This window comes from Nocardia callitridis, assembly GCF_039543305.1.
GTDB lineage: Bacteria > Actinomycetota > Actinomycetes > Mycobacteriales > Mycobacteriaceae > Nocardia > Nocardia callitridis.
In genome coordinates this window covers 38,146-64,020 of the sequence record NZ_BAABJM010000007.1, presented here as the reverse complement: position 1 = coordinate 64,020, position 25,875 = coordinate 38,146, and the positions used below count along the sequence as shown (strand labels likewise).

Sequence of the window (25,875 nt, the reverse complement as noted above, 5' to 3'; positions counted from 1 at the left end):
GGATTAATCATCCCGTCGACTCGCCCCGACCCTTGGTTCCCACCGATTTCCCAGTACCGAGTCGTACTCGACCGCCCGCTCGAAGCGGTCATGGCGCGGCGGAGTGTAACGATGCGAGACCGTGTCCGACCGCACGGCGGTAACCTCGGCGATTCGGCAACGAGGCCGCAATCGTTTATCGAATCGACACCCTTCGCACGCGCTATTCGTGCCAGAGTGGCTCGATGTGGCGTAATCGTTATCATTGCGGAATCGGTTCTGCCGGTCTGGTCGGCGCAAGCGCGCAAGAGTAACGAAAAGCGAGGTTTTTGGTGGGTGACGATCGGCACGGGCAGGCGCCACGGCCCGGAGGTCGCGCCCCGTGGGAGCGGTACCCCGCGGCGGATGACCCCGAGCGCGACGACCCCCGATCGTCGAGACGGGGCCGGCGCGGCGACGACGCGGCCGACTCGAACGCACCGCTGACCGTCCAGGATCTCGTCCAACGCGTCGACAGCGAACGCACCCGGCGTGCCAGGCCCAACCGCAACGCACCCCAGCCGCCGCCACAGCCACCGAATCCGGCGCAAGGCCGTCCTCCACTACCCGGCGACGCAGGACCACCGATGCGAGCGCCGGAATCCCGGCCCGCCGACCCCGCGCGCCCACCCGGTCCCCCGCAACGGCGAGCACCCGAACAAGGTCGCAGGCGCCCCGAGGACCTCCCCCCGGAGGGTCGACGGCCCCCACCCCCGCAACGACAGGCACCGGCCGCTCCCCGGCCCACGCAGGCACCCGCCTCGACACCTCCTCCGCCCGCTTCCATGCCGCCGCCGAGCCGCACACCCGCGGAGCGCGCCGCACCGGCCTCCAGGGCGAAACGCGAGCCAACCGCCGAAGAAGTCACCGACGTCCTTGCGCCGGTCGGCGAGCAGACGCGTGCGAAGGGCAAGGCCAAGAACAAGGGCGAATCCGGCAGCTGGCCCACCACCGAATCCCGTGCGACGCAAGCGAAACCCACGAAGGCACCGGTCTCCCGGTTGGCCGCGAGCAAACTTCGCCGCCACCGCCGCCTGCGCATCATCGGCCGCTCGGTGCTCGCCGTATTCGCCGTGCTGTGCCTGGTCGCCACCGGCGGCGGCTGGAGTTACATGCGCTCGGCGGCCAACAGCTTCACTCAGGTCTCCGCGCTCGACGGCAGCCAGGACGACGTGATCGACTCGGATGCGCAACTCGGCGACGAGAACTTCCTGCTCGTGGGCACCGATACCCGCGCGGGCGCCAATGGCGAACTGGGTGCGGGCACCCTGGACGACGCCGAGGGCGCCAGGGCCGACACCACCATGCTCGTGCACATTCCGAAGGACCGAAGCCGCGTCGTCATCGTCTCCTTTCCGCGCGATCTGGACGTCACCAGGCCGCAGTGCGAGGGATGGGACAACGACAAGCCGGGATACACGGGCGAGAACTATCCCTCCGCCTCCGGGGACAAGCTCAACGCTGTCTACGGTCTCGGCGGCCCGAAATGCCTTGTCAGCACGATCCAGCGCCTCACAGGCAGCACGATCAACCACTTCATCGGCATCGACTTCTCCGGATTCGAGGCCATGGTCGACAAGGTCGACGGCGTCGAGGTATGCAGCACCAAACCGGTGATCGACGAGGTTCTCGGCACGGTGCTCGAACAGCCGGGCAAACAGCGTATCGACGGTGCTACCGCCCTGAATTATGTGCGCGCCCGGCACGTTTACGGCGACGAACGCAGCGACTACGACCGGATCAACCGGCAGCAGCGCTTCCTGTCCTCGCTGCTGCGCGGTGCGCTGTCGAGCAAGGTGCTGTTCGATCTGGGCAAACTGAACGGCTTCATCGACGAATTCCGCAAGCACACCTGGGTTCAGAACGTGGAGCCCAGCGACCTGCTGACGCTGGGACGTTCGCTGCAAAGGATCGACGCGGGCACCGTAACCTTCATCACCGTGCCCACCGCGGGCACCACCGACTACGGCAACGAGATCCCCCGCGAGTCCGACATCAAGGCCATCTTCTCGGCGATCCGTGACGATCAGCCGCTGCCCGGCGAGAAGCCGACCGCCCACGACGCCGCGCCCGAGCCAGCCGCCGTCGCTCCCCCGACACCACCGAAGTACGTCGCGGTCGACCCCTCGTCCATCGCGACGAACGTTTCCAACGGGTCGCAGATCGAGGGTCTGGCAGGCACGGCGGCAACGGAACTCGGCAACCAGGGCTTCCAGGTCGGCACCGTGGCCAACTACGTCAACGGCACCTCGCCGACGACGAAGGTCCGCTACCCCACCGGGATGGAGGCCGAAGCGGCCACGGTCGCCTCCTCGGTCCCCGGCGCGACCATCGAGGCCGACGACAGCCTTGCGGGCACCGTCGATGTGGTCATCGGCACCGACTCGGCCAACGGGGTCAGTGTGCAAGCACCGGCCTCGGTCGGTGCGGAAATCGCCGACGTCGCGACGAGCACCGCGGCGGACTCCGAGCCCGCCGAGCTGCCCGCGGACCTGGAACATGTCAACGCGGGGGAAGATATCTGCCAGTAACGGCACGTCGCGCCGCGAGTTCTTCCCGCGCCATCGCGCCCCCCGCTTCGACGAATGCACGCGGTACACGCGCGCGGCGGTGCGGTCGCAGCAGCGCTGGCGCGGGCACGGAACGCGCCGTCTCAGCGTTGGGGAACAGCACCGCCTACGACGATCCGTAGTGGCGGCGACGCAGGGGTGGCGCCGACTTTCGGCACCACACATTCACCGGCTGTTGGTGACTTGGTCAGCGCGGGGAACTAGTCTCATTTTTCATGCGTGTCATCTACAACGAGCAAATGGCCGATCTCGCCAACCTGTTGGGCGAGATGGCCGGGCTGGCGGGCTCGGCAATGGACCGAGCCACCCAGGCACTGCTCCAGGCCGATCTCGGTCTCGCCGAGCAGGTGATCGGCGAAGGCGATCGGATCGCCGAACTCATCCAGGACGCTGAGGAGCGAGCATTCGCGCTACTCGCACTGCAGGCGCCGGTCGCGGGTGATCTGCGCCAGGTGATCAGCGCCATCCAGATCGTGTCCGACGTCAACCGGATGGGCGCGCTCGCGCTGCACGTCGCCAAGGTATCGCGGCGCCGACACCCCAATCACGCACTGCCGGAAGCGGTCAACGGCTACTTCGCCGAAATGGGCAGGGTCGCGGTGAGCATGGGCGCCAGCGCCAAGGAGGTGCTCGAGACACGCGACCCCGAGCGCGCCGCGCAGCTCAACCAGGACGACGAAGCCATGGACGACCTGCACCGGCACCTGTTCACCCTGCTGATGGACCGGGAATGGAAGCACGGCGTCGCCGCAGCCGTCGACGTGACGCTGCTCGGCCGCTACTACGAGCGCTTCGCCGACCACGCCGTCGAGATCGGTCGCCGCGTCATCTTCCTCGCCACCGGCGTCCTGCCCCCCGACCCCGACATCGAGGTCTGACCGGAGGATCACACGCTCCGCGACACCGAAAAGGCTCGCGCACACCGCACGAGCCCTTTTTCGAACCTCGCAGGCTACCGTCGGCAGGGCTCGACAGGACCGGATGACACCGCGACAAAAATGGCCCGCACCGAAAGGTGCGGGCCATTTTCGACTCTGCGTCGACCTAGCCGAAGCGGCCGGAGATGTAGTCCTCGGTGGCTTTCTGGCCGGGGTTGGAGAAGATCTTCTCGGTGTCGTCGATCTCCACCAGCTTGCCCGGCTTACCCTGCGACTCCAGGTTGAAGAACCCGGTCTGGTCGCTCACGCGCGCGGCCTGCTGCATGTTGTGGGTGACGATGACGATGGTGTATTCCTTCTTCAACTCGGTGATCAGATCCTCGATCGCCAATGTCGAAATCGGGTCGAGCGCCGAGCACGGCTCGTCCATCAACAGCACGTCCGGTGAGACCGCGATCGCGCGCGCGATGCACAGACGCTGCTGCTGACCACCCGAAAGACCACCACCCGGCTTGTCGAGGCGGTCCTTCACCTCGTTCCAGAGGTTGGCGCCGCGCAGTGAGCGCTCGGCGACCTCGTCGAGTTCCTTCTTGTTGCGCACACCCTGCAACTTCAGCCCGGCGACCACGTTGTCCTTGATGGACATGGTGGGGAACGGGTTCGGCCGCTGGAACACCATGCCGATGGTGCGCCGCACGCCGACCGGGTCGACCTGCGAGCTGTAGATGTCCTCGCCGTCGAGCAACACGCCGCCCTCGACGCGGGCACTCGGGGTCACCTCGTGCATCCGGTTCAGCGAGCGCAACACGGTGGACTTACCGCAACCGGAAGGACCGATGAACGCGGTGACACTGCGCGGCAGCACGGTCAAACCCACGTCGGCAACCGCGTGGAACTTGCCGTAGAAGATGTTCAGATCTTTGACGTCGATCCGCTTGGCCATGTCGTGAATTCCGTTCCGGTTCTATCGGTTCCGCGTGAGCAGTCGGTTCAGCACCGCCGCCGCGAGGTACAGGAGGGCGATGATCAAGATCAGCGTCAGTGCGGCGCCCCACACACGCATCTCGCCCGCCTTCTCCGGGTTGGTCAACTCCTGGTACATCAGCAACGGCAGCGAAGCCATATTGCCGTCGAACAGGTTGTAATTGATCGAACGGCTGTAGCCCACGAGAACAAGCACCGGTGCGGTCTCACCCATAACGCGGGCCACCGCCAGCAGAATGCCGCTGATCATGCCTGGCAGCGCGGTGGGTACCACCACCCGAAGGATGGTCTTCCATTTCGGGATGCCGAGCGCGTAGGACGCTTCACGCAACTCGTCCGGCACGAGCTTCAACATCTCCTCGGAGCTGCGAACCACCACCGGCAGCATGAGCAGCACCAGAGCCAGTGACACCGCGAAGCCGCTCTGCGGCAGACCGAGCGTCGCGATCCACAGCGCGAACACGAACAACGCGGCCACGATCGATGGCACCCCCGCGAGGATGTCGACCATGAAAGTGGTCACCTTGGCCAGTCGGCCTCTGCCGTACTCCACCAAGTAGATCGCGGCCATCACACCCAACGGCACCGAGATGATCCCGGCGACGCCCGCCTGCACCAGGGTGCCGTAGATAGCGTGATACACGCCGCCCGCGAAGTCTTCCGGCAGTACGCCTTTGAGCGACTTGCCCCACCATCCCGAGGAGATGATGGCATCGAAGCCGCGCGCGACCACTACCCACAACACCCACACCAGCGGGATGAGCGCGACCGCGAAGCAGGCCCACACCAGGCCGGTGGCGATGTTGTTCTTCACCTTGCGCGCCAAGCTGACCTCGCGGAAGGCAGGCGCTTTGATCGGTTTGTCGAACTTGGTTGTCACGGTTGTCATCCGCCGCTGACCTTTCCTCCCGAGGCGGCACGCGCCAAGGCGTTGACCACGAACGTCAGCATGAACAGCACGAAGCCCGCGGCGATATAGGCACCCGTCGGCAACGGCTCATTGAATTCGGCTGCGGCAGAAGCGATCTTCGACGCGAAGGTGTATCCGCCGTCGAACAGCGACCAGCCGCCGTTCTGCGCCGAGGTGCGCAACACGATCAGCACCGCGATCGTCTCTCCGAGCGCTCGACCCAGACCCAGCATGGAGCCTGCGATCATGCCGCTGCGGCCGTAAGGCAGCACGGTCATGCGCACAACTTCCCACTTGGTCGCGCCGAGTGCCTGCGCGGCCTCGATGTGCGTGCGGGGGGTGAGGTTGAAGACCTCACGGGTGACCGAGGTGATGATCGGCAGGATCATCACCGCCAGCACGATGCCCGCGGTGAAGATGGTGCCCCCGCCCGCCAACGACACATTGCCGTTGGAGAACAGGAAGAACCATCCCAGCTTGTCGTTCAGGAAGGTCGCGACCGGATCCAACCACGGTGCCAGCACGAAGATGCCCCATAGACCGAACACGATCGAAGGAACCGCGGCGAGTAGATCGACCACCACCGCGAACGGCTTGGCCAACATCTTCGGCGAGTAATGCGTCAAGAACAGCGCGATCCCGATACCGATCGGCACGGCGATCAACAGCGCGAGCAACGAACTCAACACCGTCACCATGAACAGGTCACGGATACCGAAGCTCAGGCTCCCCGAACTGGTCGAAAACTCGGTACTGGTCAGGAAGTTCGCCTTGTTTTCCAGTAGCGACGGCACCGCCCTGATCAACAGGAACAGTGCGATCAACCCGATAGCCGCGACGATCGTCGCGCCGGCGGTGGTCGCCAGCGAACGGAAGATCGTCTCGCCGAGGCGACTGTGTGCCGTTCGGCCCGACTTCTCCGGGTCTTTGCTCGTGGTACTCGGCATATGCGCAGTATCTCCGCCCGCCCGCGGGCCGGTCGAGTCCGACTGGCCCGCAGCGGTCACTTCGTCGTGCAAGGTCATCGCTGTGCTATCAGGAGATGGCGTCGATGGCGGCGGTCAGCTTGGTCTTGAACGCGTCGGGGATCGGAATGTAGCCGACGTCCTCCAGACCCTTCTGCCCGTTATCGGTCGCCGACTCGAGGAACGCCTTGACCGCGGTCGCCGTCTCGGCATCCGGGTACTTGGAGCAGACGATCTCGTAGGTCGACAGGATGATCGGGTACGCGCCCTGCTCGGTCGGGTTGTAGAACGACGTGGTGTCGAGCACCAGGTCGTTGCCCTCACCCTTGATCTTCACGCCGTCGATCGCCTTTCCGGCGGTCTCGGTGGAGAGGGTGACCGGCTCGGGGCCCGCCGAGGTGACGATCCGCGAGACGGAGAGCTTCTGCTGCTTGGCGAAGGACCACTCGTTGTAGGTGATCGCGTTCTTGGTGTTCTTGATCGCGGCCGAGGTGCCCTCGTTGCCCTTGGCGCCCTCACCGACACCGCCGGCGAACGCCTTGCCCGCGCCCTTGCCCCACGCGCCGTTCGAGGCGGCGTCCAGGTAGAGCTGGAAGTTGTCGGTGGTGCCCGACTCGTCCGAACGGAAGATCACGTTGATCTTCTCGGCGGGCAGCGCGGCGTTCGGGTTGAGCGCCTTGATCTCCGGGGCATCCCAGGTCTTGATGGTGCCGTTGAAGATCTTCGCCGAGGTCGGGCCGTCGAGCGCGAGGTCGGTGACGCCGTCGATGTTGTAGGTCACCGCGATCGGGCCGAAGACGGTCGGCAGGTTCCACGCGGGCGATCCCGCGCACCGCTCGGCGGCCTTGGCGGCCTCGTCGGCCTTCAGCGGCGAGTCGGAACCACCGAAATCGGTTTGACCACCGAGGAATTCCTTCACGCCGGCGCCGGAGCCGCTGGAGGTGTAGTCGAGCTTGGCGCTGTCGCAGTTCGCCTCGTAGGCGTTGACGAAGCGGGTCATCGCGTTGGCCTGAGCGGAAGAACCACTCGCCTTCAGTGCCGACTTGCCGCCGCAAGCGACGTCGGACGCCGGCGCACTGCCGGTGGCGCTGGTGTTGTCGTCACTGCCACACGCGGCGAGCGTCATGGCACCGACAGCCAGTACACCGACAAGGGCGCTGCTGCGCTTGAGATTCACTATGCCTCCGGGAATCACGTACTCGCCCGGTCCCTCACCGGCCCGGACGGGTGCTTTGGTGCGTGCCCCTCTCGGAACGTGCGCACCAGGCAGCCGTGGGCTGCCCTCAACCAACCTAAAGTCGCCTGGTTGACAGCTGGACCGAACTGAGTGAACGGAGGGTGAACAGCCCGGCGCGATTCCCACTCCTACCGTCAGCTAACTGTGACCTTTGCCGCAGTATTGCCTCGGGGCCCGAAAAGGGCAGCCTAATCCGGCTGTTCGGCGTAGGCGGTATCGATGTGCGCGGGCTCGAACCCGAGCTGGGTGTAAGTCCGCACCGCCGCCGTGTTGTCACCCTCGGTGTACAGCAATACCTCGGCAAGCTGTCGCTGACGCAGATGATGCAGCCCGGCGAGGGTCAACAGGCGTCCGAGCCCCCTGCCCTGCGCTGCGGGGTCGACACCTACCACGTACACCTCGCCGACCGGCGGATCCTCATCGAAATGCACCTTGGTCCAATGGAATCCGAGCAGGATCTCCGGGTCGTCGACCTCGCTGACCAGGAACAGGCCCTCCGGATCGAACCAGGACTCGGCCTTGCGCGCCTCGATGTCGCGCTCGGTCCATCCGCCCTGCTCCGGATGCCAGTCGAAGGCGGCATTGTTGACCCTGAGCAATTCCGCGTCATCGGACGAACCGGCATAGGTCCGCACCCGCAACCCGGCCGGAACGATCAAGTCAGGTAACTGTGAAGTCGCCAGATCGCGGCGCATCTGCCACAATTCGCGCGCCGCACGCAACCCGAGCTTGGCCGCTACCGCCTTCGCCGCGGGTAGGTCGCCGTGCGCCCATACCCGCGCACCCCGGCCACCTTCGCCGAGCGCGGCCGCCACCAAGTCGCGGCCGACACCGTGACCGCGCGCGGACGGGTCCACCACGACCTCCGCCATCGCCGGGTGCTCACCGTGCGCCGCAACGAGACTCGCGTACCCCGCGACCGCACCCTCGCGCACCACCAACAGGTGCCTGGTGCCGTCCTCGGAGCGCAGCGAGACCGTCGCCTGCTCGGAGACCGGGGCCAGCCCGTCGGCGGCCGTCGCGCGTGCGAACAACGCGCTGACCGCGTCCGCCTCCTGCGCCGCTAGCCGGTCGGTCCATGCTGTGGTCGCGCCGCTCATCGGTCTCCGTTCGTCGCGGTGCTCGTTCGCGTACATCGTTCGGGGACAACACCGTTACCTCGGCGCGCATTTCCACCCCGCGTCACACTCTACGAGTCGTAGATCAACGCCCTTGCTGGACCGAACCGTTCACCGGTGCGAGCGGAGCGTCATCGGCCCCCTCGGCATTCGCCGCACTGTCGGTTCCCTCGGCCCCAGGCGCCTTCACCGGGCCGCGGGGAGTTTCGGTCTTCGCCGACCGAGCAGGCCGCACCGCCTTGTAACCGACATTGCGCACGGTGCCGATCAACGACTCGTATTCGCTGCCGAGTTTCGCGCGCAGTCGCCGCACGTGCACGTCGACAGTTCTCGTGCCGCCGAAGAAGTCGTAGCCCCACACCTCCTGCAGCAGCTGCGCGCGGGTGAAGACCCGGCCCGCGTGCTGCGCGAGGTACTTCAGCAGCTCGAATTCCTTGTAGGTGAGATCGAGCGGACGGCCACGCAGCCGCGCGGTGTAGGTCCCCTCGTCGATCACCAACTCGCCGAGGGTGATCTTGCCGGAGTTCTCCGGGCTCGCCACCCCACCATTGCGGCTGACCAGCAGTCGCAGCCGTGCGTCGAGTTCCGCGGGTCCGGTTCCCGGCAGCAGAATGTCGTCCAGGCCCCAGTCCGCGTTCACCGCGACCAGGCCACCTTCGGTAACGACCGCGACAACAGGCACCGAGGAGCCGGTGCTGCCGAGTAGTCGGCACAGGCCGCGCGCGGCGGCCAGGTCGGTGCGGGCATCCACCAGGGCAACGTCAGCGGTCCCCGCCTCCAACAGCGAGGACACCTCGGTCGGTGCGGGGCGCACGTTGTGCGCGAGCAGGGCCAACGAGGGCAGCACCGCCTCGGGATCGGGGTCGGCGGTCAGCAGGAGCAGCTCCACAAGCTCTCCTCCCATCTGGTAGCCACTGAATAGCCACCTTGAAGCGATATCGACAGCGGCAACGCCGCCGCAAGCCCCATCGCCGATCACAGGTAATCGAATGCAAGATTAGCGCGTTCACGCCGATGACCATGCATTCCGGGTCGAAGACCCCGCCACGGGACTCACGACGACCCCTCGGACGCCAACCGATATGGTGCCTGCATCCCCCACGCGATCGAGTGCCCCGGAACCGGACTCACCACAACACCGATATCCCCCGGCGCACTCGACGCGCGATCCGAACTCCCCGCGCGCGCCACCGCCGCAGGACCGAAGAGGCTGGCAACATGCGAAAGCTGATCATCGGGCTGGTGTGTCTCGCCTGCCTCGCGGTCGTCGTCGATTTCGGCGCCGCCGCGTACTCGGAATACCGCGTATCACGCACCCTGCGGGTCGGTGCGGATCTCACCGCAGACCCCGAGGTCACCATCCATGGTTTCCCGTTCCTGATCCAATCGCTGCGCAGTCGCTACGACGTCGACATCGAAGCGCGCGGAAACCGCCAGGACATTCCCGGCGAGGTCGCGCTGGAGGCGACGTTGCACGGCGTCCGGCTCCCCTTGAGCGATCTGATCGACGGGAATCTGCACAATGTGCCCGTCGAGGAGGTCGAGGGCAGGTTCCGGGTCGAACCGACCGAACTCGGCCGCCTGTTCAATATCCCCGACCTGCAACTGCACTCGCGACCGGCGGACAAATCCGATGGCACCGGCGGGTCTGGCGGCTCCGGCATGACCACCACCGGCGCACTCGTGCTCACCGGCACGCTGCCGACCACCCCCGGCACCCAGTTCGGCGGAAAGAACGTCAGCGTGCAGGCCGATCTGCTGCTGGAGGGCGACCAGGTGAAGATCATCGCCACCGGCCTCTATCACCCGACCACGGCCACCGAGATCGCGCAGAACACCGTGGTTCCCGAGGCCGATCGTCCCGCGGTGCTCGCGCGGTTCACCCGTACGATCGACACCATAGAACTACCGTTCGGCGTCCGCCCGACCAAGGTTTCCGCACAAGGCGGCCAGATCGTGGTCGAGGGCAAGGGCGTGAACGCCACAATCGACCTCGACCGATTGCAGCAGCCATGATCGAAATCAGCATCCTCGTCGTGATGGTGCTCGCCGCCCTCGCGGTGGGCTTCCTCGTGCGGCGCCGCGACGGCAAGATCCGTGCCGCCGACACCGCGCTGTCGGCCGAATCCGCGGACGCCGCCGCCTCGGTGCGCGCCGAACTGCTCGCCTCGGTCGGTGTCACCGGCACCGGGCCGGCGGTGCTGCATTTCTCCGCCGACTGGTGCGGGCCGTGCAGCGCCGTGCGCAGGGTGGTCACCGAGGCCACGGGCCAGTTGGCGGATGCCGCGGCGCCGCCGCTCGACCTCGAGGTCGATATCGACGACGAGGCGGCGCTGGCCCGCGAACTGAACGTGTTGTCGTTGCCGACCACCTTCGTCTTCGATACCGAAGGCCGCGAACGGTTCCGGATCTCCGGTGTCCCGAAGGTCACCGATCTGCGCAGCGCGTTGGAGCCGCTCACCGTCGCCGCTCCCCTGAGCTGAACAAGCCTGCCAAGTCCCCGTGACATCGGTCTCGAGCCCCAGGGCTCCAATTCCAGGCCGAATTGGGTAAACTGCGTTTCGTGCAAGCCAACCACGAGCTGATGCTCACCCGACGTCGCACAGTTGACCTGTGCCGACTCGGTGGTTGTTGCTGCCTGTGCCATTGATCGGTCGGACCGCTCAGATCTCCTGACGCCGACCGCTGCCCACCGCACGCCGATCCCCTCGATCGCGTAGCCAGCGGCAAATCTCCCGTCATTCGACAGATTCAGCGCAGGAGTTCGCACAATGTCCACAGCTAGCCATACTTCGTCGGGTACTGCCGGTCACGGCAGTCCCGATCACGTCGACGTCCGAGGGCCACGCTTCGCCGCGTGGGTCACGACCGCGGTACTGGTGGTGGTGCTGCTCGTGGCGGCGTTGGCGCCCGGCGCCGCCGCCGTACTGATCGCCCTGCAAGCGATCGTCTTCGCGATCGGAGCCGCCTACGGCCCGCGCAAGCACCCTTACGGGCGGATCTTCGCCACACTGGTGGCGCCTCGCCTCGGACCGACCACCGAAACCGAGCCGGTAGCTCCGCTGCGCTTCGCGCAACTGCTCGGCCTCGCCTTCTCGGTCGCCAGTTTGCTGGGCTTCGTGCTCGGCTCCACAATCGTCGGCGCGGTGTTCGCCGGCTTTGCCCTGTTCGCGGCGTTCCTGAACGCGGCGTTCGGGATCTGCCTGGGTTGCCAGATCTATCCTTTGGTCGCCCGAATCCGCCGGGCCGACTCCCCGGCAGCCTGACCCTGTTCGCACTTTCGAAAGGAACACAATGGCTCGCTCCGATGTCCTGGTCTCCGTTGACTGGGCCGAAGAGAACCTCAACGCCCCCGGCGTCGTCTTCGTCGAGGTCGACGAGGACACCTCCGCCTACGACGGCGGTCACATCGAGGGCGCCGTTCGGCTCGACTGGAAGAAAGACCTCCAGGATCCGGTTCGCCGCGACTTCATCAACCAGGAGCAGTTCTCCGACCTGCTCTCGGCGCGCGGCATCGCCAACGACGACACCGTCGTTCTCTACGGCGGCAACAACAACTGGTTCGCCGCGTACGCCTACTGGTACTTCAAGCTGTACGGCCACAACAACGTCAAGCTGATCGACGGTGGCCGCAAGAAGTGGGAACTCGACGGCCGCCCGCTGTCCACCGACGCGGTCACCCGCTCCGGCACCCAGTACAAGGCGTCGGCGCCCGACCTGTCCATCCGCGCGTTCCGCGACGAGGTCATCGCCGCGATCGACGTGAAGAACCTGGTCGACGTGCGCTCGCCAGACGAGTTCTCCGGCAAGATCCTCGCGCCAGCGCACCTGCCGCAGGAGCAGAGCCAGAAGGGTGGCCACATCCCCAGCGCGATCAACGTGCCGTGGAGCAAGGCCGCCAACGAGGACGGCACCTTCAAGTCCGATGCCGAACTCACCGAGATCTACCAGGCGGCTGGCCTCGACGGCACCAAGGAGACCATCGCCTACTGCCGCATCGGCGAGCGTTCCTCGCACACCTGGTTCGTGCTGCAGGAACTGCTCGGCCACCAGAACGTCAAGAACTACGACGGCAGCTGGACCGAATACGGCTCCCTCATCGGGGCCCCGATCGCGTTGGGAGAGTAAGGAATATGTGCGCAGCACCTACCCAGGGTCAGACCATTCCCGCTGGAGTCGACGTGGAGAAGGAAACGGTCATCAACGGCCGTGTCCTCAATGTCGACGGTCAGCCGGTCGGCGGCGCGTTCGTCCGACTGCTCGACGGCAACGGTGATTTCACCGCCGAGGTCGTCGCCTCCGGTACCGGCGACTTCCGGTTCTTCGCCGCGGCAGGCGTGTGGACCGTGCGTGCGCTGTCCTCGGCGGGCAACGGCTCGGTCGAGGTACGTCCGGAAGGCGCGGGCGTTCACACCGTGGACGTGTCGGTCGCCAAGTAGGTCGGCCACGCGAGCAACACCGCGAAACGGGCCCTGGTTCTCCCTGTTCGACAAGGGAGCACCGGGGCCCGTTTGTGTGTTGGGTAGGGGAGGTCGTTAGACTTCAGTGGTGGTCGTCTTATTCGAAATTCTGCTGGTGGCCTGCTCCGTGCTGATCGGCTGGTTCGGCCTTTACGTCTTCTACCGCCTGTTCACCGAGTCATGAGCGAACTCGCGAGCGAAGGTTCCGATCCAGCCGAGCGAGCGAGTGAACAAGCAAGCGGCGTCTCGCCTGCTCGCCGGAGTGGCGACGAGGCGGTAGCCGTTGCTGCCGAGCGCGCGAAAGCGACCGGCGGACGCAACATTCCGACATTGCCGGACTTGCCGTTGCCCGAGGACACCGCGAATCTGCGCCTCGGCCCCGACCTGAGCGCCACGATGCTGGCGCTGCTGCCCCTGGTGGGTGTATGGCGCGGCGAGGGCGAGGGTAACGACCGGGAGCGCGGTGACTACCGATTCGGCCAACAGATCGTGGTCTCCCACGACGGCGGGGACTACCTCGCCTGGGAGTCCAGGTCCTGGGTGCTGGACGCCGAAGGCAACTACAGCTCGCCCGATCTGCGCGAGAGCGGTTTCTGGCGGGTCGGCACCGACGGCGACGACGAGGTCATCGAGCTGTTGCTTACCCACAGCTCCGGCATCGTCGAGTTGTTCTACGGCCAAGCACTCACCCAGTCCTCCTGGGAACTGGCCACCGACGTGGTGATCCGCAGCCAATCCGGCATCGTAGTAGGCGGCGCCAAACGCCTATACGGCATCGTCGAAAACGGCGACCTCGCCTACGTCGAAGAACGCGTAATCGCCGACGGCCCCCTGGAGCCCCGCCTCTCGGCCCGCCTCCAGCGCTACATCGGTTAAACCTCACCACCAAGGTCACCTGGACATCCCGGCGTTGTCCCGCGACCCGACGCCATCACCACGTCCTGGTGACCGACGCTTTGCGGTGTAGATGGTTAGGTGGGCTTGGGAGAGTCTCGCCGAGCCCGCAGCCGCTCATTTCACAGCGCCTCAGCTGGCCGTGGGCACGCGCGGAGACGACACAGAACGGCCCCCGAGCCGTATCCGCGCGAAAGGTTTCGCGCAGGTCCCGATCGGACCGACCGGGGGCTCGGGGGCCGGGTGACTGCCTGGAATTCGCTAGCGCTCGCGCGGACGGATTCCACCGGCAGCGGCGGCGCTAGCGGACAGCCACCTCACGTGTCCTATGAATAACCATTTCTTCGAACCACCTCCTTCCTTGTGTACCGACAATGTATCCACGCTTCAGCGGGTGAGCAACGGAATTTCTCGGGGCGCGAAATCCGCGGTGTCCCGATCACTCGATTCAGTGTTGACCTGGCCGGATACTGGGAGTCGCAGCACGATTTCCGCACGATGGTCGGCGGGGAGCTGGTGGGTGACGACGACCACGATGCGGTCGGGTTCGACCAGGCCGCTGTGTACGTCGAGGAGTTCACCCAGCAGCTGTGCGCCCGCCTCGGCTTCCATGTGTTCGGTGGGCTCGTCCAGCAAGAGAACTCGCGCGGGCGAGACCAGGGCGCGCGCGAGCAGTAGGCGGCGCCGTTGTCCGCCCGACACCGCGTCGGCACCGCCGACGAGCTCGGTGTGGATTCCGTCCGGCAAAGTGGTCAACCATCCATCGAGACCCACTGCGCGCAAAGCCCTTTCGGCCTCTTCGCCGGTGAGTTCGCCCCGCGCGACACGCAGATTCTCCAGTATCGAGGTGCCGAAGAGGTGTGCGTCTTCGGCAAAGAATGTGGCACCGTCTACGGCCACATCGCGATGAGTCGGTGTATCGAGCAGCCCGGCCCATGCCATGAGCAACATGGACTTGCCCGCACCGCTGGGCCCGACGACGGCGATCCTGCGCCCGTTCGGTAGTGCGGTCGTTCCGGCCGACTGCGGCCACTCGGCGAAGCCGTCGGATTCGCGCAGCGGCGGGTCGGCCAGTTCGGTTTTCACCGCCGATCGCCGCGCCGAGGCCGGCACCGTTGTGGCGCCAACCGCCGATGGGCCCGGCAGCTCGTCGGTAAAAGCAGCACACCCGCCGAGCTCCGCGTAGTGAGCGTGCGGCCCCTGTGCGGGTGAAGCAACCGAATCGCGGAAGGCGTGGTCGCTCGCACCGAGTCCACCGCGCTCGCCTGCCCCGCAGAAGGTACCCGGTTGACCGGACGCGCCGGAGCCTTCGAGTTCGCGAGGTTCGTGAAGTTCCCGACCATCGGTACCGACGCCGTTCTCGAACCGCACCAACCGATGCAGCGCCGCCCGTGCGGTCGTCAGCGCCTGTGCGGCCGCAGGCAGTGCCCCCACCGCCTCGAACGCCGATAAAGGCAGCAGAACGAGAACCACGAGCGCCATCGGTGACATCGCGCCGGGCGCACCACCGTCGTGGCCGTACTGACCGATGCCGATGAGCAAGGCCCCGAGAACGCTCGCGCCGATCGACAGCGGCGTCGCGGCTGCCGCCAGCGCGGTGCGCAGTGCGGCGGAGTCCTCGGCGGCGACCGCTCGGCGCGCGGAGACCGTCGCGGTGGCCAATGCCTCGTCGAGACGGCCCGCCACCCGCAGTTCGGCGGCATGGTCCAGCACGGTGAGCGCGTGCGCGGTGAACTCCGCGCGGTCGGCGCGCACGGCTTGTTCGGCGTCGCGCGCCGCCCGCGCCGACAACCAGGGTGCGAGGATCCCCGCGACGGCGAGCGCGGCGGCCAGAATCCCCGCCGCCAGCACGGACAGGGTCGCGAGCACACCGATGGCCGCGATCGACAGCACGGCAGCCACCGCGACGGGAACGAACACGCGCACTACCACGGCACCGAGATCGTCGATGTCACTGCTGATTCCGACGAGCAGGTCACCACGGCGCAGCCGTGTCGACCGGTCCTCGGACACGCGCCGTGGCCGCCGCAACCACACATCGGAGCGAGCCAGTGTCCGATAGACGCTGGTACGCGCCGTGGTCATCGCTCGAAGCGCCACATCGTGGGTGGCCAATCGTTCGAGATAGCGGAACAACCCGCGCGAGATCCCCAACGCGCGCACGGCCACCACCGCGATGCTGAGGTCGAGCACCGGCGGCATCTGCCACGCCCTGGCGATCAGCCACGCGGCCAGCCCGGCCAACCCGAGCCCACTCCCGAGCGCGACCACCCCGCACCCGATCGCCAGCACCACCCGCCACGGCGACAGCGCCAACAACCCCCACATCCGCCGCAGATCCCTCGACAGCACCCTGCCCGCACGCACCCCGCTCACGTCCCCACCTCCACAAAGGGCACCCGACGACCCCAACCGACCCGACCAGCAGCCGCCGCAATCGCCAACGCCATCCGCCACGGCGCCACCATCCGCCACAGATCCACCGACCGCACCCCACTCACGCCCCCACTCCACAAAGGACACGCGACCACCCCAACCGACCCGACCAGCCAGTCGAGAACGTCACCTGCCATCGCAACAGCGTCAGTATCTGCCGCAGACCCATCGACAGCGGCCGGCCCTCGCGCGCCCCGCTCACGCACTCCACTCACCTCCGCAAAGGACACCCGACCGACCCGACCAGCAGCCGCCCGCGCAACGCGCCACTCACCTTTCGCATCGTGCGAAAACCGCTGCGGCGGCGCATAATTCGTCGGCCGAAGACCGAACGCTGGCCTGCTGAAACCAGTCCGGTCAGCTCGGCCACTCGCGCACAGGAAACACTCGGTGTCGCGGGCAAGCTCCGTGCGCGAAGCCGGTCGGCGACCAACCACCGAGAACGCGCTGCGCGCCGACTCCCAGCGTGACCAAGGGGCGTCCTTCGACACGACGCTCATCCGCCGACCTCCTCGAGCGCCGACGACGAACAGCGCACCTCGACAATGTGATCCGCGATGGCCAGAACCGTTGGGCGGTGGCCGATGACGATGACCGTCGCGCCGGCTTCGGCGCGTGCGGTGAGCGCGGCGAGGACGGTGGCCTCGCTGTCGGGGTCCAGGTGCGCGGTGGGTTCGTCGAGCAACAGGACGGGGCGGTCGGCGGCGAGCACCCTGGTGAGGGCGAGGCGTTGGCGTTGGCCGAGCGACAAGCCGACGCCGCCTGGGCCGACCAGCGTGTTCCACCCGTCGGTCAGGTCGTTCAGTACGGTGTCGAATCCCGTCGCACGCGAGTACTTTTCGACCTGCTCGCGATAAGTTCGTGTTTCGTGCGCCCCCAGCATCGCCAGATTCTCGGCGAGCGTGCCCGGCACCAGGACGGGTCGCTGCGGCAACCACGCCACCTGGTCCCACCACCGCTGTTGTTCGAGGGCACCCACATCGACTCCGTCGACGGTCACGGCGCCCGATTCGGGCGAACACAACCCCAGGATCGCCAGCGCCGCGGTGGATTTACCGCTGCCGTTGGCGCCGCTGAGCACGGTCACCGCCCCGGGTCGCAATGTCGCCGACAGTCGCCGCGGCGCCATCCCCCCGCGCGTACGAACCGACACCGCACGCAGTTCGACACGGACCCCTTCATGATCCGGTTCGTGACGCCCCACCCCGAACTCCGGTGCGCGGGCGGCGAACGAATCAGCAGCGATACCTGTTCGCCCCGTCTGGGTTCCGGCCGGTTTCGATGCGGTTTCCGCTCCACGACCCACATCGGAGTTCGACACGGTCTCGATGCTCTGCCCGATTCTGCGCTCGGCCGTTTCGTTCCCCACTCCCCTGGCGCCGCCAGCACGGACGGTGGGGTTCCGTTGCGCGACAGCACCGCCGCCAGCGCGCAGCGAACCCTTTTCGTCCATACGCACATCGGCATCCACCGACGCATCGGCCCGACCTCGCGGCGGCGCCGCCTCGAGAATCTCGAAAGCCTTGTCCGACGCCGCCAATCCGTCCTGGGCCGCGTGGAAGCGTTCGCCGACCATGCGCAGTGGCAGATAGACCTCGGGGGCGAGTATGAGCGCGACCAGGCCCGCGTAGAGGCTCATCTCGCCGAAGACCAACCGCAGACCGATCGAGACGGCGACCAAGGCGACGCTGAGGGTGGCGAGCATTTCCAGCACCATCGAGGACAGGAACGCCAGTCGCAGTGCCCGCATGGTCCGGTGTCGCAGCGCGTCGCCCAGGTCGCGAACACGCTTGCTCATGCCGCTGGTCGCGAGCGCGTCCTGAGCCGTCTCTTCGGCGTGGGCATCCGCGCCTGATCCTTTGCCACGCTCGGGACCCTCTCGCCCCAGCGCCCGCAACGTCGGCATCCCGGCGAACAGATCCAACAGCTGATCCGACAGCCGCGTGGACGCGGCGAGGGTCGCTGCGGCCCGACCCTGGGTGAGTAGGCCGATCAGGATCATGAAGACCGGGATGAGCGGCAGGGTGATCAGGACGATGATCCCGGACATCGGGTCGTGTACCGCGATGACCGTCAGCACGAGCGGCGGCACCACGGCGGTGAGCAATAGGGCGGGCAAGTACCCGGTCAGATAGCCGCGAAGTCCGGACAGTCCGGTCGTGACGATGACCGCGAGTTCGGTTCGGCGACTGTCGAGTTCGCGAGGTGGCAGCCGTGCCCCTGCCGCGAGTACCTCGGTTTCCAGTTCCGCCACCACCCCCGCACCCGCGCGGTGCGCAAGCCGCGACTGCGTCCATGTCGCCGCGACCCGCAGCACGATCGCCACGGCGAGCACCACGAGTTCCGCCCGCCACTCCCCCATCGAACGCCGCGCGGGATCGGTGACGACTCCGGCGAGCACCCGGCTCAGCGCGAGCGCGGTGACCACGATCGACCCGGTGATCACCAGCGAGAGCAGCACACTCGACACCAGGTACCGCCGCGCCGAGCGCGCGTAGCGCCACAGCCGAGGGTCGATGGGTGGGCGGGCCACGATCAGTCCCTCGCCGATTCGAGCGGGAGCCCGATGGGAGGCGGAATCTGTTCCAGGCTGATGCGCTTGCGGAACACCCAGTACGTCCAACCCTGATAGAGCACGACGACGGGGGTGACGACGAGCGCGGCCCAGCTCATCACCCGCAGCGTGTACGGGGTCGAGGACGCGTTGTAGACGGTGAGGTCGTAGGCGGCGCCGAAGGTCGAGGGCAACACGTTCGGGAACAACGCGCCGAACAGCAGCGCGCTGAGCGCGGCGACCGCGAGCGCGGTGCCGGTGAACGCGAACCCGTCGCGGTGCAGCAACGCGGTCGCGGCGCTGACCGCGAGACCGAACGCCGTGAGCGCCAGCGCGATCCACGTCCACCCGCTGCCGTATGCCAGCTGGGTCCACAGGCCGAATCCGAGCACGACCACGGCCGTTGGGCCCAGCAGGATCCGTACCGCGCGCACGGCGTCCGCACGCACCTCACCACCGGTCTTCAAGCTCAGGAAGACCGCACCGTGCAGCGCGAACAACAACCCGGTGGTGAGGGCGCCGAGCAACGCGTACCCGCCGAACAGGTCCGCGACCGTACCGGCGAACTGCTTGTTCTCATCCAACGGCACGCCGTGCACCATGTTGGCGAACACCCATCCCCAGGCGAATGCCGGTATCCAGGAACCGATTCCGATCCCGAGGTCGCAGCGCGCCCGCCAGCGCGGATCGTTGATCTTGCCGCGATACTCGATCGCGCAGATGCGCAGGATCAGTGCGACGAGCAAGACGAGCAGGCCGAGATAGAACCCGGAGAACATGCTGGCGTACCACTCGGGGAAGGCGGCGAACATGGCGCCGGCGGCGGTGATCAGCCACACCTCGTTGCCGTCCCATACCGGTCCGATGGTGTTGAGTACCACGCGCCTTCGCGCGTCGGCGCCTCGGCCGAGAATCGGCATGAGCATGCCGACGCCGAAGTCGAAGCCCTCCAGCACGAAGTAACCGGTGAACAGCACGCCGATCAGCAGAAACCAGAACTCGGGCAAATTCATCGTCTCCCGCCCTTCCTAGTAGGCGAACGAAAGTTGTTCGACCGAGGTGTCTTTCGGCCCGCCATCGCCGTCGGGGCCGGGTTTGTCGACCCGCTCCGGCCCTTCGATCACGTATCGGCGCATCAGGTAGAACCAGACCACCGCCAGCGCCCCGTAGACCAGCGTGAAGGTGATCAGCGAGGTGAGCACGACGCCGAACGAATGGTTGGACACGCCGTCCTGCACCATCAGCCGCAGGTTGGGATCGCCCGTCGGGTTGGGCACCACAACCCAGGGCTGGCGGCCCATTTCGGTGAACACCCAGCCCGCGCTGTTGGCGAGGAACGGCGTCGGGATGGCGAGCAGACTCAGCCAGGAGAACCACCGTTCGTGCGGCACTCGCCCACGCCTGGTCACCCACAGCCCGGCGAGCGCGATCAGCACCGACCCCGCCGACAGCCCGATCATGGCGCGGAACGACCAGTAGGTGACGAACAGGTTGGGCCGGTAGTCGCCGGGCCCGTACTTCTCGTTGTTCGCCTGTTGCAGGTCGGTGACGCCGTCGAGGGTGACCCCGGTGAATTTGCCTTCGGCCAGCCACGGCAGCACGAACGGCACCTCGAGCACGTGCGCGACGCTGTCGCAGTTGTTGTGCGTACCGACGGTGAGAATGGAGAAGTCGGGGTCGGTCGCGGTGTGGCACAACGATTCCGCCGACGCCATCTTCATCGGCTGCTGTTTGAACATCAGCTTGCCCTGGACGTCGCCGGTGTAGACCAGCGCGGCCATGGCTATCAGCGTCACCCAGATGCCGGCGATCGCGGCGGGCCGCCACATCCTGCGCGCCTCGGTACGCTTGACCTCGTTCTTGTCGCGCGCGTTGCGCACCATCCACCAGCCGGCGATACCGGCGACGAAAGTGCCTGCGGTAAGAAAAGATCCGGCGACGACGTGCGGAAAGGCCGCCAGCGCCGTGTTATTGGTGAGCAACTCGACGATGCTGGTGAGTTCGGCGCGTCCGGTGTCGGGGTTGTAGCGCGCACCCACGGGATGCTGCATGAAGGAGTTCGCGGCGACGATGAAGTAGGCCGAGGCGTTGACTCCGATCGCGACGAGCCAAATCGCCCCGAGGTGAACGAGTTTCGGTAACCGGGTCCAGCCGAAGATCCACAGACCGATGAACGTGGACTCCATGAAGAAGGCGACGAGACCTTCCAGTGCCAGTGGTGCGCCGAATACGTCGCCGACGAAGCGGGAGTACTCGCTCCAGTTCATGCCGAACTGGAATTCCTGCACGATGCCGGTGGCGACGCCGAGGGCGAAGTTGATCAGGAACAGCTTGCCGAAGAACTTGGTCAGGCGCAGCCAGTGCTGCTTGCCGGTGATCACCCATGCGGTCTGCATGGCGGCGACCAGCGGTGCTAGTCCGATGGTCAGTGGCACCAAGAGAAAGTGATAGACGGTGGTGATGCCGAACTGCCATCGCGAGATGTCCAGGGCACTCAATCCGGCCTCCTGCCGATCTACGACATGACGTAGTAATACTACGTCGCAGACCGCCCCGAACAATGCGTCCTAGGTCACGACACACGGGTTTTCGCACTTCGGCGTCCGATTCAACGGCGAACGCCGAGCTCGCCCCCGTGCCGCGTCCCGCCGAGTAGGACGCAGATCACGGGGGCGCCTCGCTCACCAGTCGGTGACCGAACCCGGCCGTTCGATGGCGCGATCGACCAGTTCGATGATCTCCTCGGCATTGTCCGGCGCCGACATCCGCAGACCGTCGAGGGAATTCACCCGCGCGGCCAGGGTGACGCTCGAAAGCAACCAGATGCTGTCGCAAGTGAGCAGGTCGGCGGTGAACAACTGATCGTAGCGGCACTCCCAGCCCGCCTTCTTCGCCTCCGCGAACAGCGCGCGCTGGGTAACACCCGGCAGCACACCGTTTTTCGACGGCGGCGTGATCAGCTGCTTGTCGCGCGCGATCACCACGCTCGAACGCGGCCCCTCCAACACCCGATTCTCGGTGCTGGTGAAGATCACGTCGTCGGCACCCATCCGCGCCGCGAAGCGCAGTGCCGCCATGTTCGTGGCATACGACAACGTCTTGGCGCCGAGCAGCTGCCACGGCGCCGCCTGCGCGAGATCGATCGAGATACCGCGCGAAAGCGTCACCACGGCAACGCCTTCGGAGCGCGCCTTGGCCACTCGATCGGCCACCGGCAGGACGAGCACGTAGGCGGTCGGCACGGGAACGGCCGCCGCGAGATCGCCGGAGGTCACTTTCTCCGGGATGGAGGCCAAATCGCTGTCACGCCCCCTTGTCAACACCAGACGCAGCATGCCCTCGTGCTCACTGCCCCATTCGGCCACCGCCTTGTCGACCGCATCCCGCCAACGACCGAGATCGGGCTCGGGTAAATCCAGGGCTTCGGCCGAACGTCGCAGCCTCGCGAGGTGAAATTCGAGCGCGGTCGGGCGCCCATCACGGATCAGCAACCCTTCGAAAACACCGTCGCCGCGTAGCGCACCGATGTCGTCGGCGAACAACAGCGGCTCGTCCGGATCCCGGACCGCCCCGTCGAGTGTTACCAGAACCTTCACACTTACACTCCTACCTGGGCAAACAGGGCGCGACTTGCACCGAGTCAGCACTCGTAACAAAAGCTCGGCACCTCATGCTGCCCCGTCGCCCTATCCTGTGTCGACCGCTCCGGCATGCGGATTTCTCTATGATCTCGAGGTGACGGTCTCGTTCCACCGAATTCACCCCGTTTGCCCCCAATTCTTTCGTTACGACCGTCCTTCTGGATCGCTTCCTCGTCGATTCCGCGCGCAGTGCTTTCCCCGCGCACTTTTCATACGGTCCGGTCTTTTCTCGAGACACCGCCGAACGTTCGGCAATCGCGAGCACCGCGCGTCGCCCACGATTTCGAAAGGAAACCTACCGTTCGGCTGGCATTCGCGCTGACCATCGCGGGCGGAATCGTCGCGCCGAGACCGAGATAGCCCGCGCGTCGACTCGCCGACACCCCGCCAAGGACCCCCGAGTCGGCCCCGGCAACGGCGCGAACACGAAAAGCTGCCTAGAGTGGAACCGTGTCCACGGTCATTGCGTCGAGTCCCATCCTCAGTGCCCATGGAGCGGTCGCGGGGGCGACCGGGTCGCCGGACGAACCCGTCGCCTGGCATTACGGCGATCCGTTCGGCGAACAACGCGCGGCAGCGCAGCGGGTCGCGGTAGTCGATCGTTCGCATCGCTTCGTGCTGAGCATCACCGGCGCCGAGCGCCTCAGCTGGTTGCACACCATTTCCAGCCAACACATCGCCGAGCTCGGCGATGGGCAGTCCGCCGAAGACCTCGACCTCGACCTCAACGGGCGGGTGCTCAACCACTTCGTGCTCACCGACCTCGACGCGACGGTCTGGCTCGACACCGAAACCGATCGCGGCCCGGCACTGCTCGATTTCCTGCGCAAGATGGTCTTCTGGGCGGACGCGCGGCCGGAGCAGGCCGACTACGCCGTGCTGAGCCTGCTCGGCCCCCGGGTGGTCGACCTGATCGACACACTCGGCGTCACCGAGTTGCCCGAGGTATACGCCGCCGTCGCGCTCACCGGCGGAGGCTTCCTGCGCAGGATGCCTTGGCCCACCGACCATTCGTTCGACCTGGTCATTCCTCGAGATCAGTTGGCGGACTGGTGGACTCGCCTCACCGGCGCGGGCGCCGAGCCCGCGGGTAGCTGGACGTTCGAGGCGCTGCGGGTGGCCGCGTTGCGCCCGAGGATCGGCCTCGACACCGACGACAGGACCATCCCGCACGAGGCGCGCTGGATCGGCGGCGTGCCGGAACGCGGCGCGGTCCACCTCGACAAGGGGTGTTATCGCGGCCAGGAGACCGTGGCCCGGGTACACAATCTCGGCAAGCCGCCGCGCCACCTGGTGCTGCTGCACCTGGACGGGTCGGCCGACGAACGTCCCGAGGTCGGCACCGACGTCACCGCGGGTGGTCGCACGGTCGGCCGCCTCGGCACCGTCATCGACCACTACGAATACGGCCCCATCGCACTCGCGCTGATCAAACGCGCGGTACCCGCGGAGACCGAACTCGTCGCGGGTCCGAGCGCGGCGGCGATCGACCCGGATTCGATACCCGCCAACGACGAACCGCAAGCGGGACGCCTCGCGATCGACCGGCTGCGCGGCCGCTGAGCACGATGCGCACCGACGAGTCACCGCGGGTTCTCGCGGTCTGCATGGTTGCCGACGAACTCGTGGTCCCCGGCCGCGTAGGACGCACGGCGATCGACAAGCGTCCAGCCACCGACCGGGTCGCCGTGCGCACCCTCGGGCTGCACGGCGACCACGTGTGCGATACCGCCCATCACGGCGGCAGCAATCAGGCCGTCTACGCCTACGCCGAGCACGACGCCCAGCGGTGGGCCGAGGAACTCGGCAGAGACCTCCCCGCGGGCTGGTTCGGGGAAAACCTGCGCATCGCCGGGCTCGCGGTGAGCGACGCGGTCATCGGCGCGCGCTGGGCGATCGGTGACACCCTGCTCGAGGTCAGCGCGCCGCGCGTGCCGTGCGCCACCTTTCAGCACTGGAGCGGCGAGCCGCGATGGGTGAAGCGCTTCACCCATCGCGGCGATACCGGCGCCTATTTCCGGGTGCTGACCGAGGGCAGCATCGGCGCGGACGACCCGGTGTCGATCGTGTACACCCCCGAGCACGGTGTCACGGTGCGCGAGGTGTTCACCGGCGACGACCTCGACCGCCTGGCGACCTTGCTCGCGGAGGAACCCTCGGTCTCCGAGGACATCAGGATGCAGGTCCAACGACATACCCGCCGACACGCGAACGCGGGCCGAGCGGAACAACGGGTGCGGTCATGAGTGTCGAGCTGGTCGAGGTGGTCCGGTCCGGATTCCGCGAATGTGTGCACCGAGGCAATGTCGTGCTGCTCGCCCCCGACGGCGAGCCGACGCTCACCCTCGGCGAAGTGCACCTGCCGATCTTCCCGCGCTCCACGAACAAGCCGTTGCAGGCGATCACCCTGCTGCGTCATGGTTTCGAACCCGTCGACGACGCCGAACTCGCGATCGCCACCGCCTCGCACTACGGCGAACCCGATCATGTCGCCCTGGTCCGGCGGCTGTTGGAGCGTTTCGGATTCGGCGAGAAGTCGCTGGAATGCCCGCCGGATCTGCCGCAGGACGAGCACGCGCGAGCGGCGGCGATGTCGGGTGCGCGCGGGCCCCGCAGGATCTACATGAACTGCTCGGGTAAGCACGCCGCCATGTTGGCGACCTGCGCGATCAACGGCTGGCCGACCGAGGGCTACCTGGACGCGGCGCACCCGCTGCAACAGGCGGTGTCGCGCACCGTCGCCGAGTTCACCGGCGAGCCCGAAACCGATCTCGGCATCGACGGCTGCGGCCTGCCGATCGTCCCGGTGTCCCTGGTGAATCTCGCGCGTGTGTTCGCGCGGATGGCGACCGCCGACCCGAGCACCCCGGAACGCAGGGTCGCCGACGCCATCCGCGCGCATCCGCGAGTGATTTCGGGCACGAATGCCACCGATCTGCTGACCATGCGGGCGACGCCGGGACTGGTCTGCAAAATCGGCGCCGACGGCGTGCACGTCGGCGCCCTGCCCGATGGCTCCGCCTTCGCCTACCGCATCGAAGACGGCCACGATCGCGCGCGAATGCCCTTGACGCTGGCTGTTCTGCGCCGACTCGGGGTGGCTTGGACGGAGGAGCACACGGAACTGGCCGCTCCGGCTGTGCTCGGCGGCGGCGCCAGGGTGGGCGTGATCCGTGCGATTCCGGGGGTACTGTAAGCGCAGGCAAAACG

Annotated in this window: 22 protein-coding genes; 11 read left to right on the top strand and 11 right to left on the bottom strand. The window is 66.9% G+C overall.

From position 1 onward, the window contains the following. The first annotated feature begins 803 nt into the window (after positions 1–803). Positions 804–2,549, top strand: coding sequence for an LCP family protein (locus ABEA50_RS26605; protein ID WP_345498870.1), 1,746 nt, complete (start codon positions 804–806; stop codon positions 2,547–2,549). Positions 2,550–2,803: 254 nt separating this feature from the next. Continuing rightward, positions 2,804–3,466, top strand: a complete 663-nt coding sequence (phoU, locus tag ABEA50_RS26600) for a phosphate signaling complex protein PhoU (protein ID WP_345498869.1) — start codon at positions 2,804–2,806, stop codon at positions 3,464–3,466. Between the two features lie 166 nt (positions 3,467–3,632). On the opposite strand, the gene pstB is transcribed toward phoU, so the two are convergent. From pstB to ABEA50_RS26570, 6 genes are all read right to left on the bottom strand, one after another. Then, positions 3,633–4,409, bottom strand: a complete 777-nt coding sequence (gene pstB / locus ABEA50_RS26595) for a phosphate ABC transporter ATP-binding protein PstB (RefSeq protein ID WP_345498868.1) — start codon at positions 4,407–4,409, stop codon at positions 3,633–3,635. A 21-nt stretch (positions 4,410–4,430) separates the two neighbouring features. Then, positions 4,431–5,339, bottom strand: a complete 909-nt coding sequence (gene pstA / locus ABEA50_RS26590; protein ID WP_425577722.1) for a phosphate ABC transporter permease PstA — start codon at positions 5,337–5,339, stop codon at positions 4,431–4,433. After that, positions 5,336–6,307 carry a phosphate ABC transporter permease subunit PstC gene (gene pstC, locus ABEA50_RS26585; RefSeq protein WP_345498867.1) on the bottom strand — a complete coding sequence of 324 codons (972 nt, stop codon included), beginning with the start codon at positions 6,305–6,307 and terminating at the stop codon, positions 5,336–5,338. Before pstC ends, pstA begins: the two co-directional genes overlap by 4 nt. 88 nt (positions 6,308–6,395) lie before the next feature. After that, the gene (gene pstS, locus ABEA50_RS26580) at positions 6,396–7,502 is read right to left on the bottom strand and encodes a phosphate ABC transporter substrate-binding protein PstS (RefSeq protein WP_345498866.1); all 1,107 of its coding nucleotides are present in this window, start codon (positions 7,500–7,502) and stop codon (positions 6,396–6,398) included. Between the two features lie 248 nt (positions 7,503–7,750). Continuing rightward, entirely contained in the window at positions 7,751–8,662 is a 912-nt protein-coding gene (gene mshD, locus ABEA50_RS26575) for a mycothiol synthase (RefSeq protein ID WP_345498865.1), read from the bottom strand. Positions 8,663–8,765: 103 nt separating this feature from the next. After that, entirely contained in the window at positions 8,766–9,569 is an 804-nt protein-coding gene (locus ABEA50_RS26570) for a winged helix-turn-helix transcriptional regulator (protein ID WP_345498864.1), read from the bottom strand. A 329-nt stretch (positions 9,570–9,898) separates the two neighbouring features. On the opposite strand from ABEA50_RS26570, the gene ABEA50_RS26565 reads away from it, so the two are divergent. The 6 genes from ABEA50_RS26565 to ABEA50_RS26540 all read left to right on the top strand — a co-directional run bounded on the left by ABEA50_RS26565 (position 9,899) and on the right by ABEA50_RS26540 (position 14,016). After that, a complete protein-coding gene (locus ABEA50_RS26565) occupies positions 9,899–10,696 on the top strand; it encodes an LmeA family phospholipid-binding protein (RefSeq protein WP_345498863.1) in 798 nt (265 codons plus the stop codon). Beyond that, positions 10,693–11,163, top strand: coding sequence for a thioredoxin family protein (locus tag ABEA50_RS26560; protein WP_345498862.1), 471 nt, complete (start codon positions 10,693–10,695; stop codon positions 11,161–11,163). The genes ABEA50_RS26565 and ABEA50_RS26560 overlap by 4 nt, the downstream gene beginning before the upstream one ends. A 288-nt stretch (positions 11,164–11,451) precedes the next feature. Beyond that, the gene (locus tag ABEA50_RS26555) at positions 11,452–11,946 is read left to right on the top strand and encodes a DUF4395 domain-containing protein (protein ID WP_345498860.1); all 495 of its coding nucleotides are present in this window, start codon (positions 11,452–11,454) and stop codon (positions 11,944–11,946) included. A gap of 28 nt (positions 11,947–11,974) precedes the next feature. After that, on the top strand, positions 11,975–12,808 hold the full coding sequence (locus ABEA50_RS26550; RefSeq protein ID WP_345498858.1) for a sulfurtransferase: 834 nt from the start codon (positions 11,975–11,977) through the stop codon (positions 12,806–12,808). 5 nt (positions 12,809–12,813) lie between these two features. Continuing rightward, entirely contained in the window at positions 12,814–13,119 is a 306-nt protein-coding gene (locus tag ABEA50_RS26545) for a DUF1416 domain-containing protein (RefSeq protein WP_345498857.1), read from the top strand. Between the two features lie 201 nt (positions 13,120–13,320). Next, positions 13,321–14,016, top strand: a complete 696-nt coding sequence (locus ABEA50_RS26540; protein WP_345498855.1) for a heme-binding beta-barrel domain-containing protein — start codon at positions 13,321–13,323, stop codon at positions 14,014–14,016. A gap of 405 nt (positions 14,017–14,421) precedes the next feature. On the opposite strand, the gene ABEA50_RS26535 is transcribed toward ABEA50_RS26540, so the two are convergent. From ABEA50_RS26535 to ABEA50_RS26515, 5 genes are all read right to left on the bottom strand, one after another. Continuing rightward, on the bottom strand, positions 14,422–16,362 hold the full coding sequence (locus tag ABEA50_RS26535) for an ATP-binding cassette domain-containing protein (RefSeq protein ID WP_345499193.1): 1,941 nt from the start codon (positions 16,360–16,362) through the stop codon (positions 14,422–14,424). Positions 16,363–16,966: 604 nt separating this feature from the next. Continuing rightward, complete coding sequence (locus ABEA50_RS26530) at positions 16,967–19,003, bottom strand: ABC transporter ATP-binding protein/permease (protein WP_345498854.1); 2,037 nt, start codon at positions 19,001–19,003, stop codon at positions 16,967–16,969. A 2-nt stretch (positions 19,004–19,005) separates the two neighbouring features. Then, a complete protein-coding gene (cydB, locus tag ABEA50_RS26525; protein ID WP_345498853.1) occupies positions 19,006–20,037 on the bottom strand; it encodes a cytochrome d ubiquinol oxidase subunit II in 1,032 nt (343 codons plus the stop codon). Between the two features lie 15 nt (positions 20,038–20,052). Further along, complete coding sequence (locus ABEA50_RS26520) at positions 20,053–21,522, bottom strand: cytochrome ubiquinol oxidase subunit I (RefSeq protein WP_345498851.1); 1,470 nt, start codon at positions 21,520–21,522, stop codon at positions 20,053–20,055. A gap of 183 nt (positions 21,523–21,705) precedes the next feature. Continuing rightward, complete coding sequence (locus ABEA50_RS26515; RefSeq protein WP_345498849.1) at positions 21,706–22,620, bottom strand: aminodeoxychorismate lyase; 915 nt, start codon at positions 22,618–22,620, stop codon at positions 21,706–21,708. Positions 22,621–23,115: 495 nt separating this feature from the next. Between ABEA50_RS26515 and ygfZ the strand changes: the two genes are divergently transcribed. Genes ygfZ through ABEA50_RS26500 form a run of 3 tightly spaced genes read left to right on the top strand, consistent with a single transcriptional unit; the run spans position 23,116 to position 25,861 of the window. Further along, a complete protein-coding gene (gene ygfZ, locus ABEA50_RS26510; protein WP_345498848.1) occupies positions 23,116–24,228 on the top strand; it encodes a CAF17-like 4Fe-4S cluster assembly/insertion protein YgfZ in 1,113 nt (370 codons plus the stop codon). A 5-nt stretch (positions 24,229–24,233) separates the two neighbouring features. Next, positions 24,234–24,911 carry an MOSC domain-containing protein gene (locus tag ABEA50_RS26505; RefSeq protein ID WP_345498846.1) on the top strand — a complete coding sequence of 226 codons (678 nt, stop codon included), beginning with the start codon at positions 24,234–24,236 and terminating at the stop codon, positions 24,909–24,911. Continuing rightward, positions 24,908–25,861, top strand: coding sequence for an asparaginase (locus ABEA50_RS26500; RefSeq protein WP_345498844.1), 954 nt, complete (start codon positions 24,908–24,910; stop codon positions 25,859–25,861). Before ABEA50_RS26505 ends, ABEA50_RS26500 begins: the two co-directional genes overlap by 4 nt. Positions 25,862–25,875: the final 14 nt, after the last annotated feature.